Genomic DNA, 14,400 nt, shown 5'->3' with positions numbered 1-14,400 from the left:
CCCGACAGCACACAACGCGTGGGGCCCGGTTCAGGAGGAACCGGGCCCCACGCGTGTGCTGCGGTGTGCGATCAGTCGGTCTCCCGTATGGGCGGGGCCGTATGCGCCTGCGCCAGCGGGTTGCCCTTCCGGTCGCGGCCGGGGGCCGCGAGGAACAGCGCGAGGAATCCCGCGAAGAACGAGATGCTGCCCGCCAGGATGAACGCGCCGTTGAGCCCCCAGGCATCGACCACCAGGAAGCCCATGCCCGCTCCGAGGCCCGAGACGAGCTTGGAGCTGTAGACCATCCCGTAGTTGGTGGCGTTGTTGTTCTCACCGAAGTAGTCCGCGGTCATCGCCGCGAACATCGGGAAGATGGCGCCGCCGCCGAAGCCGGAGATCGCGGAGAAGAGCAGGAACAGGGGCAGGCTCTTCATCTCGGCCGACCAGATGATGCCGAACTGGGCGAGCCCCAGGATCACACAGACGTAGAGCAGGCACTTCTTGCGGCCGTAGAGGTCGGAGAGCCAGCCGATGACGCCGCGCCCCGTGCCGTTGACGATCGCCTTGAGCGACATGGCCGTGGCCACGATGCCCGCGGCGAAGCCCGCGTCCTGGCCGATGTCGACCTGGAAGGCGATACCGAAGATGTTGACGCCGGAGGTACAGGCGAGGCAGCACCACATCAGCGCCACGCGGCCGGTCCTCCAGGCCTCGCCGGGGGAGTACTGCTTGATGGCCGGAGGGTTCTTCTCCAGCGCACGGCGGGCCCGTGGGTCCTCGGGCGGGTTGAGCGGGTCGATCTCCGCCGGCCACCAGTTCTTCGGCGGGTCCCGGAAGAAGAAGCCGGCGCAGGCCACGAGCGCGGCGAGGAAGAGGCCGGCCGAGACCAGGACCCACCGGAAGTTGGTGATGTCCATGTACCCGGTGAAGATGAAGACGAACGGCACCGAACCGTAGGCGAAACCGCCGTTGACGAAGCCCGTCTTGCCACCCCGGCGCTCCGGGTACCACTTGCCGACCATGTTGACGCAGGTGGCGTACACCATGCCCGCGCCCATGCCGGAGAACACACTGAAGCCGATGTACGCGAAGATCACATGCGGCGCGTACGCCAGTGACAGATAGCCGAGGAGTGTGCCCGTCGCACCGAGCATCATCGCCCAGCGGGCCGGCAGCCTGCCGGTCTCCCTCAGTCTGCCCGCGGGCATCGCGACCGCGGCCTGGAAGAACACCCAGACGGTCATCATCCAGTAGATGTGACCGCTGTCCCAGTTGTGCGCGTGGTGCAGCGTGTCCTCCGCCGACGCGAAGGCGTACTCGGCCGAGCTGATGCCCATCATGCCGACCCACGGCAGGATGACCATCCACTTGCGCTTGCGCCCCATGATGTCGATGTCGCTCTCGCCAAGGCGGTAGGTCCTGCCGTTGGCGTCCGTCACCTCCCTGTAGGGGACGGAAGTCGAGATGTCGGTTGTCGCCATGTAGATCGAACCCCTTGCGTGGAAGAAGTCTGGCCAGCGCCCCCTGCCCGTTCTCACTTCGCGCGGGGGTCCGCGGCCGAGCGGTACGCCGCAGACCCCGTGGTTCGAGCCGTCGTCATCAGGTCATCGGCCACCGCCCAGCAACCCGGCGGCCCTGGCCCACCTGTACTTCGCGCCGAGTACGGCGACCGGGCGCTCCGTGGTGTACGGATACGCCACGACGCCCCTCTCGAACAGGTATGCGCACGCCTCCTCGACCTCCGTGTCACCGGCGAGCGACGCCACCACCGGCTTCTCGATCCCGCGCGCCCGGAACTCCGCCACCACCCGGGCCGTGAGCTCCGCGAAGACCATCGGCGGGGTGACGATCGTGTGCCAGTAGCCCAGCACCAGCGCGTGGATCCGCGGATCCTCCATCCCCAGCCGGATCGTCGCCTCGTACGTCGACGGCGGCTCACCGCCCGTGATGTCGATCGGGTTCCCGGCCGCTCCGAACGGCGGGATGAACGCCTTGAACGCCGTGTCCAGGTCCGGCGGGATCTCCATCAGCGAGAGCCCGTTGTCGACGATCGCGTCCGACAGGAGCACCCCGGAACCGCCCGCCCCCGTGATGATCACGACGTTGTCGCCCTTGGGAGCCGGCAGCACGGGCAGCGCCCGCGCGTACTCGAGCATGTCGTTCAGCCCCGGGGCCCGGATCACCCCCGCCTGCCGCAGGATGTCGTCGTACACGGCGTCGTCCCCGGCCAGCGCGCCCGTGTGGGAACCAGCCGCCCTGGCGCCCGCGCTCGTCCGGCCCGCCTTGAGGACCACGACCGGCTTCTTCGGCACGGTCGCCCGCGCCGCCTCCACGAACGCCCGCCCGTCCTTGAGGTCCTCCAGGTGCATCGCGATGCACTTGGTGTTCGGGTCCTCGCCGAACCAGGTCAGCAGGTCGTCCTCGTCGATGTCCGACTTGTTGCCGAGCCCGACGATCGCCGACACTCCCGTCTTCGTCGACCGCGCGAAGCCCAGGATCGCCATGCCGATGCCACCGGACTGCGAGGTCAGGGCCACCGGGCCCTTGACGTCGTACGGGGTGCAGAACGTGGCGCAGAGGTCCTGCCACGTCGAGTAGTAGCCGTAGATGTTCGGCCCGAGAAGCCGCACACCGTACTCCTCGCCGATCGCCACGATCTCGTCCTGGAGGGCCTGTTCGCCCGTCTCGGCGAAGCCGGACGGAATGAGCACGGCGTTGGGGATCCCCTTGCGGCCCACCTCCTGGAGCGCCGACGCGACGAACTTGGCGGGTATCGCGAAGACCGCCACATCCACCTCACCGGGAACGTCGGTGACACTCTTGTACGCCTTGCGGCCGAGAATGTCATCGGCCTTGGGGTTCACCGGATGGATCTCGCCCGCGAATCCGCCGTCGATGAGGTTGCGCATCACCGAATTGCCGATCTTCCCCTGCTCGTTGGACGCACCGATGACCGCGACCGAACGCGGCTCCATCAGCCGGCGCATCGATACGAGGATCTCCTCCCGGCTGTAGCGCCGCCGCGCCTTCACCTCCTCCGTCGTCAGCAGGATCCGGATGTCGGCGGCGACAGCGCCGTCCGGAGACGCGATGACGGGGTTGAGGTCGACCTCCGCGATCTCCGGGAAGTCCGTGACCAGTTGGGAGACCCGCCGGATCTGCTCCGCCAGCGCCCACCGGTCCACGGCCGGCGCTCCGCGCACCCCCTTGAGGATCTCCGCGGCGCCGATCGAGTCGAGCATCGACCGCGCCTCGTCCGCCGTCACCGGTGCCAGCCGGAAGGTGATGTCCTTGAGTACCTCGACCAGGACACCGCCGAGGCCGAACGCCACCACCTTCCCGAACGTGGGGTCGGTGACCGCCCCGACGATGACCTCCTGGCCGGGCGGCACGAGCTGCTGCACCTGTACGCCCTCGATCCGCGCGTCGGCCGCGTAGGCCTTCGCGTTCTTCACGATGGTGCAGAACGCCGCGCGCACCTCCTTGGCTCCCGACACACCGACCACGACGCCGCCCGCATCCGTCTTGTGCAGGATGTCGGGGGAGACGATCTTGAGGACCACCTGCCCGCCGAGACGGTCGGCCAGCGCCACCGCCTCGTCCACGTCCCGGGCCAGGCCCTCGCCCGGCACCGTGATCCCGTACGCGTCGGCGACGACCTTCCCCTCCGGCGCGGTGAGCGCGCTGCGCCCCTCACCCCGGACACGGTCGAGCAGTGCCCTGACGCGCTCATGCTCCTGGTTCTCGACTGTTCCGGCCATGCTCAGATGACTCCGTTCGTCTTGAGAAGCCGCAGTTCCTCGTCACCCAGGCCCAGTTCGCCGACGTAGACCTCCGCGTTGTGCTCACCGAGCAGCGGGGAGGTGACGATGTCGACGGGGGAGTCGGACAGCTTCAGCGGGCTGCCGACGGTGGTGAAGGTGCCGCGCTCGGGGTGTTCGACGCGGACCACCATCTCGTTGGCGGCGAGGGACTCGTCCTCGACGATCTCCTTGGTGGAGAGGATCGGACCGCACGGGATGTTGTGCGCGTTCAGCTGTCCCAGGACGTCCCACTTGGGGAGCGTCGCCGACCACTCCTCGATCAGCTGGAACATCTTGCCGAGCTTCGGCAGCCGGGACTCGGGCGTCGCCCACTCGGGGTCGTCCGCCAGCTCCGGCCGGCCGATCAGTTCGGACAAGGGCTTCCAGCCGACCGGCTGCACGATGACGTACACGTAGTCGTTGGGGCCGCCCGGCGCGCACTTCACCGCCCATCCCGGCTGGCCGCCGCCGCTGGCGTTGCCGCTGCGCGGCACCTCGTCGGCGTCGGCGGTGTCCTGCGCGTTCGGGTACTCGGCGAGCGGCCCGTGCTCCAGGCGCTGCTGGTCGCGCAGCTTGACCCGGCAGAGGTTGAGCACCGCGTGCTGCATCGCCACGTTCACCCGCTGGCCGCGTCCGGTGTTCTCCCGCTGGAAGAGGGCGGCGAGGATGCCGGCGACCGCGTGGATCCCCGTACCCGAGTCGCCGATCTGGGCGCCGGTGGCGAGCGGCGGGCCGTCGGCGAATCCGGTGGTGGACATCGAGCCGCCCATGGCCTGCGCGACGACCTCGTACGCCTTGAAGTTGGTGTACGGGCCCTCGCCGAAGCCCTTGATCGAGGCGTACACGATCCGGGGGTTGATCTCCTGGATCCGCTCCCAGGTGAACCCCATGCGGTCCACGGCGCCCGGGCCGAAGTTCTCCACCATCACGTCGCTGCGGCGGATGAGCTCGGTGAGGATCTCCTTGCCGCGCTCGCTCTTGGTGTTGAGGGTGATGCTCCGCTTGTTGCAGTTGAGCATCGTGAAGTAGAGGGAGTCGACGTCGGGCAGATCGCGCAACTGCTTGCGGGTGATGTCACCGCTCGGTGCTTCCAGCTTGACCACGTCCGCCCCGAGCCAGCCGAGCAGCTGGGTGGCGGAGGGACCGGACTGTACGTGCGTCATGTCGAGGACGCGCACGCCCTCAAGAGCCTTGGTCATGCCAACCGCTCCTCTGTCACTTGTACATGGTCTGGTTCATCGTTCCGGGGGCGTACGCGTCCGGGTCGACCCAGACGTTGATGAGCGAGGGCAGACCCGATTCACGGGCCCTGCGCAGCGCGGGTGCGATGTCGGCGGGGTCGCGTACCTCCTCGCCGTAACCCCCCAGCATCTGGGCGAACTTGTCGTAGTGGACGTCGCCGAGGGTGTTGCCGACCCGCTCGCGCTCGTCGCCGTACTTGGCCTTCTGGCCGTAACGGATCTGGTTCATCGAGGAGTTGTTGCCGACGATGCCGACGAAGGGCAGGTTGTAGCGGACCAGCGTCTCGAAGTCCCACCCGGTGAGGGAGAACGCGCCGTCGCCGAAGAGCGCCACGACCTCCTTGTCGGGCCTGGCCTGTTTGGCTGCCAGCACGAACGGCACCCCGACCCCGAGCGTGCCGAGCGGGCCCGGGTCCATCCAGTGGCCCGGGGTGCGGGGCTGGACGACCTGTCCGGAGAAGGTGACGATGTCGCCGCCGTCCCCGATGTAGATGGAGTCCTCGGTCAGGAAGTCGTTGATCTCGCTCACCAGCCGGTAGGGGTGGATGGGCGAGGCGTCCGACTTCAGCTGGGGGAGCCGCTTCTCGATCGACGTCTGCTCGGCGGCCCGCAGTTCGTCCAGCCAGGCCTTGCGCAGTGCGGATCCGCCGTTGAGCCGGCCGCTCGCCGCCTCCGTGACCGCCTTCAGGACGAGCGAGGCGTCGCCGACGATGCCGAGGTCGACGTCGCGGTTCTTGCCCACGGTGCGGTAGTCCAGGTCGATCTGGACGACGGTGGCGGCCGGGGAGAGGCGCTTGCCGTAGCCCATCCGGAAGTCGAAGGGGGTCCCCACGATCACGATCAGGTCGGCGTTGGAGAACGCGTAGCGCCGCGAGAGCTGGAAGTGGTGCGGATCGCCGGGCGGGAGAGTGCCGCGGCCCGCCCCGTTCATGTACGCCGGGATGTTGAGCGTCCGGACGAGCTCGGTGGCGGAGTCCGTCGCGCGGGTCGTCCAGACCTGACTGCCCAGCAGGATGGCGGGCTTCTCGGCGTGGACAAGCAGATCGGCGAGCTTCTCGATGTCGGCCGGATCACCCGCCCCGCGGGTGGACGCACGGTACCGCCCCGCCTCGGGGACCCGCGCCCGGTCCGCCGGGACCTTCGCGTCCAGCACGTCGCGCGGGATCTCCAGGAACGACGGGCCGGGCGCCCCGTGGTAGCACTCCCGGAACGCCATCGACACCATGTCCGCCGCCCGCGCGGTGTCCGGCACGGTGGCCGCGAACTTGGTGATGGGGGTCATCATGTCGACGTGCGGCAGGTCCTGGAGCGAGCCCATCTTGTGCTGGGTGTGCGCTCCCTGACCACCGATCAGAAGCATCGGTGACTCGGCACGGAAGGCGTTGGCGACACCCGTGACGGCGTCGGTCGTCCCGGGGCCCGCGGTGACGACGGCGCACCCCGGCTTCCCGGTGATCCGGGCGTAGCCGTCGGCCGCGTGGGCGGCCACCTGCTCGTGCCGTACGTCGACGACTTCGATGCCCTCGTCGACGCAGCCGTCGTAGATGTCGATGATGTGGCCGCCACAGAGGGTGTAGATGCGTTCCACCCCCTCCGCCTTGAGTGCCTTGGCGACCAAGTGCCCACCGGAGATGAGGTTCTGGCTGTCCTGGCTGTCCTCGGGCATGGCGATGTCCTGTCCCTTCGTAGGGGGTGCGGGAGCCGCTCCGCCGCTCTCGCGGTACATTGCATACAGTCGACGAATACTGTATGAAGCTTGTTATCCCGCATCCGGTGGGTGGTGTCCAGGGGGCGTGCGGCACTTTCACAATCGGCACGATCGGGAGTGGCTATGGATCTGTACGAGCACCAGGCAAGGCAACTCTTCGCGGATCACGGCATCGCCGTACCGGACGCCGAGGTCGTGGACCACCCGTCCGCAGTGCACGCCGCGGCCGAACGGCTGGGCGGCCGGGTCGTCGTCAAAGCGCAGGTCAAAGTGGGTGGCCGGGGCAAGGCCGGCGGGGTGAAGGTCGCCGCGGACCCGGCGGCAGCCGTCGTCACCGCGCGCGGCATCCTCGGCATGGACATCAAGGGTCACCTCGTCCGGACCGTGATGCTCGCTCAGCCCGTGGACATCGAGGCGGAGTTCTACGTCAGCTACGTGCTGGACCGGGCCGCCGGGACCTTCCTCGCCATCGCCTCGGCAGAGGGCGGCATGGACATCGAGGAGGTCGCCGCCACCCGGCCGGAGGCCGTGGCCCGGATCCCCGTGGACCCGGCCGAGGGGGTCACGGCGGCCAAGGCGGCGCAGATCGCTCAGGCGGCCTTCCTCCCGCCGGAGACCGCACCCGTGCTCCAGGCGCTGTGGCAGGTGCTCACCCAGGAGGACGCCCTGCTCGTCGAGGTCAATCCGCTGGTCCGCACCACGGACGGCCGGATCCTCGCCCTGGACGGCAAGGTCACCCTGGACGACAACGCCGCCTTCCGGCAGAGCCGTTGGGGTGCGGACACCGCCGACCCCCACGGGGACCCGCTGGAGACGGCGGCCGCCGCCAAGGGGCTCAACTACGTCAAGCTCGACGGCGAGGTCGGCATCATCGGCAACGGTGCCGGACTCGTCATGTCCACCCTCGACGTCGTCGCCGGCTGCGGAGCGCGCCCGGCCAACTTCCTCGACATCGGGGGAGGAGCGTCGGCCCGTGTCATGGCCGACGGACTCACGGTCATCCTCTCCGACCCGTCGGTGAAGTCCGTCTTCGTCAACGTGTTCGGCGGCATCACCGCCTGCGACGCGGTCGCCGACGGCATCGTCCAGGCCCTCGACTCGGTCCACCTGACGAAACCGCTGGTCGTCCGCCTCGACGGCAACAGCGCGGCACGCGGGCGGGCGATCCTCGACGACCGTGCGCACCCGATGGTCCAGCAGGTCACCACGATGGACGGCGCGGCGGACCGAGCAGCCCGACTCGCCCTGGGAGGGCACTGATCATGGCCATCTTCCTCAGCAAGGAGAGCAAGGTCCTCGTCCAGGGCATGACCGGCGCCGAGGGCATGAAGCACACCAGGAGGATGCTCGCTGCGGGCACCCAGATCGTCGGCGGCGTCAATCCGCGCAAGGCGGGCCGCACCGTGGACCTCGACGACCGTACGGTCCCGGTCTTCGGCTCCGTACGCGACGGCATGGACGCCACCGGCGCCGACGTCACCGTCGTCTTCGTCCCGCCGCCATTCGCCAGGGCGGCCGTCGTCGAGGCGGCGGACGCGGGCATCGGTCTGGCCGTGGTCATCACCGAGGGCATCCCCGTCCACGACGCCGTGGCGTTCCACGCCCACGCGAAGGCCCGCGGCACACGCGTCCTCGGGCCCAACTGCCCCGGGGTGATCAGCCCGGGGCAGTCCAACGCGGGCATCATCCCCGCCGACATCGCGACGAAGCCCGGCCGTATCGGCCTGGTCTCCAAGTCGGGCACCCTCACCTACCAGCTGATGCACGAGCTGCGCGAGACGGGCTTCTCCACGGCGGTGGGCATCGGCGGCGACCCGGTGATCGGGACGACACACATCGACTGCCTGACGGCCTTCGAGAACGACCCGGACACCGAGCTGATCGTCCTGATCGGCGAGATCGGCGGCGACGCGGAGGAACGCGCCGCGGCCCACATCGCCCAGCACGTCACCAAGCCGGTTGTCGGCTACATCGCCGGCTTCACGGCCCCCGAAGGCAAGACGATGGGTCACGCCGGAGCGATCGTCTCGGGGTCGAGCGGCACGGCCGCGGCGAAGAAGGAGGCGCTGGAAGCCGCGGGAGTCGCGGTGGGCGCCACCCCGACGGAGACGGCCCGCCTGGCGGAGGACAGGCTGCGCGGCTGAGAACCAGGTCCGTCCTCCCGACCCCACGCTCGCAGAGCCACCGCAGTGCGGCCGCACATATTTCAGCCGGTCCGGCGTGTGCGGGCCGTGTCGGGAGCAGAGCCGCGCACATTCAGCCCGTCCGGCGTGTGAGGACCGGGGTCCGGGGCGGAGCCCCGGTTACGGGAAGGGCGGACAGGGGAACAGGTCCGCCGCAGGCGCCCCCGCCCGCCCCGCTCCACCCGCGCCCGTTCCACCGCACCCCGCACCCAGAGCGGAGACCCGATGACACAGACACCAGCACAGTCGCCCACCCCCACCCCTCTCACCCTCAAACCAGGAACCGCCTGGCAGGACGCCTGGAACCGCTGCCTCACCGCCGTCCCCGAGGCCTTCCAGGACGACCGGGCCCGCAACCTCTGGGCCGCCACCTGGCACCGGGACGGCCGCACCCTCCCGGCCACCAGCCCCGTCGACAACACCCCCATCACAGGCCCGCCCCGCCTGGACGCGGATACCGCCCGAATGGCCGTACGAGCGGCTCTCGACTCCCACCGGGCCTGGCGCCACATCCCGCTCCCCGAACGCCGTGCCCGCGTCTCGGCCACCCTCGACGCCCTCACCGAGCACCGCGAGCTCCTCGCACTCCTCCTGGTCTGGGAGATCGGCAAGCCCTGGCGCCTCGCCCAGGCCGACGTGGACCGCGCCATCGACGGCGTCCGGTGGTACGTCGACCACAGCGACCGCCTCCTGGCCGGCCGCACCCCGCTCGCGGGCCCCGTCTCCAACATCGCCAGCTGGAACTACCCCATGTCCGTGCTGGTCCACGCGATGCTCGTACAGGCGCTCGCCGGCAACGCGGTGATCGCCAAGACGCCCACCGACGGCGGTGTCTCCTGCCTCACCCTGGCGTGCGCGCTCGCCGCCCGCGAGGGCGTCCCGCTCACCCTCCTCAGCGGCAGCGGAAGCGAACTGTCGGAACCGCTCGTCCGGTCGGCCGAGATCGGCTGTGTCTCCTTCGTCGGCGGCCGGGACACCGGCGCCCGGATCGCCACCACCGTCGCCGACCTCGGCAAGCGGCACATCCTCGAACAGGAGGGCCTCAACACCTGGGGCATCTGGAACCACACGGACTGGCCGTCCCTCACCGCGGTCATCCCGAAGCTCTTCGACTACGGCAAGCAGCGCTGCACCGCCTACCCCCGCTTCGTCGTCCAGCGCACGCTCTTCGCGGACTTCCTGGCGGCCTACCTCCCCGCCGTACGGTCTCTCCGCACCGGGCACCCCCTCGCCGTGGAGCACCCCTCCGACCCCCTTCCCGTACTGGACTTCGGCCCTCTGATCAACGCCGCCAAGGCCAAGGAGCTGCACGACCAGGTCACGGAGGCCATCGACCGCGGGGCCGTCCCCCTCCATCAGGGATCCGTGGCGGACGCCCGCTTCCTCCCGGGCCAGGACACCAGCGCGTACCTCCACCCGGTCACGCTCCTCAACCCGCCCCCGTCCTCCCCGCTGCACCACGCGGAACCCTTCGGCCCGGTCGACACGATCGTCCTGGTCGACACCGAGGCCGAGCTCCTCGCCGCCATGAACGCGTCCAACGGCGCCCTGGTCGCCACCCTGTCCACCGACGACCCGGCGACGTACGCGCGACTGGCCCCGCAGATCCGCGCCTTCAAGACCGGTCACGGCAAGCCACGTTCCCGAGGTGACCGCGAGGAGCTCTTCGGCGGCTTCGGAGGCTCCTGGAGAGGCGCCTTCGTGGGCGGCGAACTACTCGTACGGGCCGTGACCGAGGGCGCGCCGGGGGAGCGGCTGCCGGGCAACTTCCCCGACTACCACCTCATGCCCTGACCGATCGCGGTGGCCCTCGCGGCGCGGGGGCCACCGCCCTCCGGCCATGCCGCGGCCGGGCCCGCTACAGCACGCCCGCCTCCCGCGCCGTCCACACCGACGGGATCAGCGGGCGGTAGCCCAGTTCGTGACGGATGCGGGTCGTCGACATCACGCCGTGCCAGGGGTCCGGGACCTCCATGTCGAGCGCCTCCTGGGGCACCGGCAGCCCATGGAACTGGAAGAGGTCGACCATCGCGACCGGGGCGTCGTCGGCGATGTTGTAGACGCCGTGCGCCCCGGGTGCGTACAGCAGCCGCCGCAGGCCTTGCGCCACGTCCACGTGGTGTCCCATGTGCAGGCGCTGCATGGCGGGCCACTTCGGCGCCCACTTCATCACGTCGGCGAGATGGGGGTCCCCGTCGCCGTACACGAACGGCAGACGCCCGATGCGGAGGTCGTTCAGGCCCTCCATGGATCCGAGCGCCTGCTCGGCCTCCCACTTGGACTCCGGGTAGGCGCCCCACAGGTGGGTGCCGGGCACCGTCTCGTCGCTCTCCACCAGCGCTCTGCCCTGCCCCGCGCCGTACGCGAGTCCGGTGCTGACCTGCACGAAACGCCGCACGCCGGAGGCCACCGCGGCCCGGCCGAGCTCGATGGCCGCGTCGCGGTTCACCGCCCGTGCCTCCTCGTCCGGCACCCCGCGGAACGCGGCGGCGACGTTCACCACCGCGTCCACGCCGGCCGTCGCCTTGGCGAGCACCCCCGCGTCGCGCAGATCACCGACCAGCACCTGCGCGCCCAGCTCGGCGAACCGCTCGCCACGCGCCGCGTCACGCACCAGGACCCGCACCTCGTCGCCGGCCGCCGCGCTCTGCAGCAGCCGCGGCACGAACCGTCGCCCGACCTGGCCCGTCGCTCCTGTCACCAATGTCAGCATGGCCGCCTCCTCGTCTTCGTAGCCATGCCGCCACCTTGGGCGAGCCGCGGTGACGACGGGAGAGACGCGTCTGTCCAGGGACCGGCACTCCCTGGATACGGGTCCGGATCCGAGGGATCCTGAAACGGTGGACCGAACCGAACTCGCGGACTTCCTCCGCCGCGCCCGTGCCCGGCTGACCCCCGGCGACGTGGGCCTGAGCGCGGGCCCGCGGCGCCGCACCCCTGGCCTGCGCCGCGAGGAGGTGGCGCAGCTCGCCGGGATGTCCACGGACTACTACACGCGGCTGGAACAGCGCCGCGGTTCCCACCCGTCGCGGCAGCTGCTCACCGCCCTCGCCCGCGCCCTGCGGCTCACGGACACGGAGCGCGACCACCTGTTCCACCTGGCCGGCGAGGAGCCGCCCCGGCCGGGCGGCTCCTCCGACCACGTCCGCCCGGGACTGCTGCTGATCCTGGACCGGCTGCACGACCTCCCGGCGATGGTGGTCAGCGACTGGGGCGAGGTGCTCGCGCAGAACACCATGGCGGTGGCCCTGGCCGGTGGTGACCACACCGGGACGAATCTGATCCGCCGCTGGTTCACGGTGCCGGGTGCACGGGAGCTGTCCCCGCCCGAGTACCACGAGCAGCACGCCCGCGCGCACGCTGCGAGCCTGCGGTCGGTCGTCGGGGCCCGTCCCGACGACCCCGGCCCGGCCGCACTCGTGGCCGAACTCCGGGCCGCATCGGAGGAGTTCGAAGCGCTGTGGAAGTCGCACGACGTCCTGGCGCGGCGTCCGTCGCCGAAGCGGTTCCTGCACCCGGTGGTCGGCCTCCTCGACCTGGACTGCGATGTCCTGCTCAGCGACGGCCACAGTCAGCAGCTCGTCGTGCACTCTGCGCGGCCGGGCACGCCGACGTACGAGCGCCTCGAACTCCTGCGGGTCATCGGCCTCCAGGACCTGAGCCCCGGCCCGCAGGAGCAGCCGCCGCCCCGTCACCCGATCCCCTGACGGTCCGGCCGCAGCGCGAACGCCCGCCCGGCGGCCTCGGGGACCGTGCGCTCCACCGCTTCCACGAGGAGTACACGGTGTCTGAGCAGCGGTTCCTTCCGCTCCTCGGAGGCGAGGAGCAGCAGATCGTCGAGCCCGGCCAGCAGCCGCCGCGTGACCTGAGGGCTCGCGGCGGCGCACCACCGGATCTCCTCGAACGCGAGATCCACGAGGTCCGTCCACCCCGGCACCTGCTGGACGAGCCGCACGTAGCCCCGCCGGTCCCGGTGGTGCAGCGGGGTGAGCGGCAGACGGACGGCGACGGCGAGGTACTGCACGATGCGGTCCAGGCACTGCACCGCGGTGGTCGGATCGTTCATTGAGGACGACAGGGCACGCAGAGCGATGTCGGACAGCTGCCGCAGACCGAACGCGGGGTCCTGGAACAGGGTGCGCTCGACGCCGACCGAAACCGTGTACCTCAGGGCGCGCCGGGACGGCGCCGCCCCACCGTGCACGGCCAGCACCGGCGTGCCCGGCACCAGGAAGTCCCCGGTCCGGGGCACCAGCCGCAGCACGACCCCGTGCCGACGCGCGGCCCGCACCAGTCGTGGGACCGCCACGCCCCGGAGCACCCCCGCCCGGTCCCGGTGCGCCACGTGCGCGGTGACCGGGCCCAGCGACAGCTCGTCCACCGTCCCTTCCGGCTGCCGCACGAGCGCACGGAGCGACTCGCCGGCGATGTGGTCCAGAACGGGCCCGACCTGCATCAGCCGCAGGGTGGAGGAGACGTAGGCGACGAACAGCAGCAGACTCAGTCCGACCAGCCCGAGAGTCAGCAGGCTCTGGAGCAGGGGCGCCGACGTCACCCGGTGGGGATCGGGCTCCGCCCCGCCCTCGTACGAGGTCAGCACCAGGAGCGAGAACGCGAAGGTCGCGAGGAACACAGCCAGCGTGAGCTTGCTGATCCTGCTCCGTACGAAGATCCGGACGACACGCGGGGTCAGCTGCCCGCTCGCCATCTGCACCGCCACCAGCGAGATGCTGAACACGACACCGATGAACGTCATCATGGCGGCGCTGACCGTGGTGACGATCGTCCGGGCGTCCCCGGCGAACGTGAGAAGGTCCCCGAGCTCCTGGTAAGCCCCCTCCTCCTTGAGATGCGCGACGATCCGCGTGTCCAGCTCGGAGAGGACCAGCCACAGCGCGAAGGCGCCCACGAGCCCCGCGGCCGGCGCGCACCAGAAGGTGTCCCGCAGCCGCTCCCGCAGCGAGGCCAGGGCGCGGGGCGCCCGCGGGACGGACGCGCTCGTGCCACTCGTGCCACTCTTGCCGCTCATGCCCGCGAAGGTAGCCCGGCGGCACGCCGCGTACACGGCACGCCACGGAGTGTACGCAACGTGACGTCAGGGGCGCTCGGGCGTGCCGGCACCGCACTGACCACCTAAAACGCAGGTGAGAGGCACCCCAAACCCCTGGTATTGTTTTCTTTGTCGCCACGGGGAGGACCCCGGGACGACAGACACCTTGTCCGGGTGGCGGAATGGCAGACGCGCTAGCTTGAGGTGCTAGTGCCCTTTATCGGGCGTGGGGGTTCAAGTCCCCCCTCGGACACATATCCGTACCGTGCGGTTCACGCGCGGACGGCATCGACGCCCGTTCCCGGCCTTCGGCCGGGGCGGGCGTTCGTCGTTTCGCGCTCCTGCCCGAGATCGCCCCGAGGTCGAGCCCGGAGCCGGCCGATGGAGTGCAGGCTCCCACAGTGCGACGCATGCCGGGGCTGCGCGTTCGGAG

10 protein-coding genes and 1 tRNA gene are annotated in these 14,400 nt (G+C 70.5%); 5 read left to right on the top strand and 6 right to left on the bottom strand.

Annotation, left to right across the window (positions count from 1 at the left end):
- Positions 1-71: 71 nt before the first annotated feature.
- From ACIBCU_RS13155 to ACIBCU_RS13140, 4 genes are all read right to left on the bottom strand, one after another.
- Entirely contained in the window at positions 72-1,463 is a 1,392-nt protein-coding gene (locus ACIBCU_RS13155; RefSeq protein ID WP_399231227.1) for an OFA family MFS transporter, read from the bottom strand.
- Between the two features lie 123 nt (positions 1,464-1,586).
- Positions 1,587-3,743: an acetate--CoA ligase family protein gene (locus tag ACIBCU_RS13150; protein ID WP_362928142.1), complete on the bottom strand. Its 2,157-nt coding sequence runs from the start codon at positions 3,741-3,743 to the stop codon at positions 1,587-1,589.
- A 2-nt stretch (positions 3,744-3,745) separates the two neighbouring features.
- Positions 3,746-4,984 (bottom strand): formyl-CoA transferase, encoded by a 1,239-nt coding sequence (gene frc / locus ACIBCU_RS13145; protein ID WP_393760635.1) that lies wholly within the window; start codon positions 4,982-4,984, stop codon positions 3,746-3,748.
- Between the two features lie 16 nt (positions 4,985-5,000).
- Entirely contained in the window at positions 5,001-6,692 is a 1,692-nt protein-coding gene (locus tag ACIBCU_RS13140) for a thiamine pyrophosphate-binding protein (protein ID WP_362928138.1), read from the bottom strand.
- Between the two features lie 165 nt (positions 6,693-6,857).
- On the opposite strand from ACIBCU_RS13140, the gene sucC reads away from it, so the two are divergent.
- From sucC to ACIBCU_RS13125, 3 genes are all read left to right on the top strand, one after another.
- Complete coding sequence (gene sucC, locus ACIBCU_RS13135) at positions 6,858-7,994, top strand: ADP-forming succinate--CoA ligase subunit beta (RefSeq protein WP_362928136.1); 1,137 nt, start codon at positions 6,858-6,860, stop codon at positions 7,992-7,994.
- Between the two features lie 2 nt (positions 7,995-7,996).
- Positions 7,997-8,878: a succinate--CoA ligase subunit alpha gene (sucD, locus tag ACIBCU_RS13130; protein ID WP_362928134.1), complete on the top strand. Its 882-nt coding sequence runs from the start codon at positions 7,997-7,999 to the stop codon at positions 8,876-8,878.
- Between the two features lie 264 nt (positions 8,879-9,142).
- On the top strand, positions 9,143-10,711 hold the full coding sequence (locus ACIBCU_RS13125; RefSeq protein ID WP_399231224.1) for an aldehyde dehydrogenase family protein: 1,569 nt from the start codon (positions 9,143-9,145) through the stop codon (positions 10,709-10,711).
- Positions 10,712-10,775: 64 nt separating this feature from the next.
- Here the strand turns inward: ACIBCU_RS13125 and ACIBCU_RS13120 are convergent, their stop codons facing one another.
- Positions 10,776-11,630 carry an NAD-dependent epimerase/dehydratase family protein gene (locus ACIBCU_RS13120; RefSeq protein ID WP_399231222.1) on the bottom strand — a complete coding sequence of 285 codons (855 nt, stop codon included), beginning with the start codon at positions 11,628-11,630 and terminating at the stop codon, positions 10,776-10,778.
- A gap of 127 nt (positions 11,631-11,757) precedes the next feature.
- Here ACIBCU_RS13120 and ACIBCU_RS13115 point away from each other — a divergent pair, with 127 nt between their 5' ends.
- Positions 11,758-12,624 carry a helix-turn-helix transcriptional regulator gene (locus tag ACIBCU_RS13115; protein ID WP_362928128.1) on the top strand — a complete coding sequence of 289 codons (867 nt, stop codon included), beginning with the start codon at positions 11,758-11,760 and terminating at the stop codon, positions 12,622-12,624.
- On the opposite strand, the gene ACIBCU_RS13110 is transcribed toward ACIBCU_RS13115, so the two are convergent.
- Complete coding sequence (locus ACIBCU_RS13110; protein ID WP_399231220.1) at positions 12,609-13,946, bottom strand: DUF2254 domain-containing protein; 1,338 nt, start codon at positions 13,944-13,946, stop codon at positions 12,609-12,611. The genes ACIBCU_RS13115 and ACIBCU_RS13110 overlap by 16 nt on opposite strands.
- Positions 13,947-14,135: 189 nt before the next feature.
- On the opposite strand from ACIBCU_RS13110, the gene ACIBCU_RS13105 reads away from it, so the two are divergent.
- A tRNA-Leu gene (locus ACIBCU_RS13105) sits at positions 14,136-14,220 on the top strand.
- The last annotated feature ends 180 nt before the right edge of the window (positions 14,221-14,400 follow it).

It is taken from the genome of Streptomyces sp. NPDC051064, from assembly GCF_044455985.1.
GTDB lineage: Bacteria > Actinomycetota > Actinomycetes > Streptomycetales > Streptomycetaceae > Streptomyces.
The sequence above is the reverse complement of the archived record's forward strand: the minus strand, read 5'-3'. Positions and strand labels throughout refer to the sequence as shown.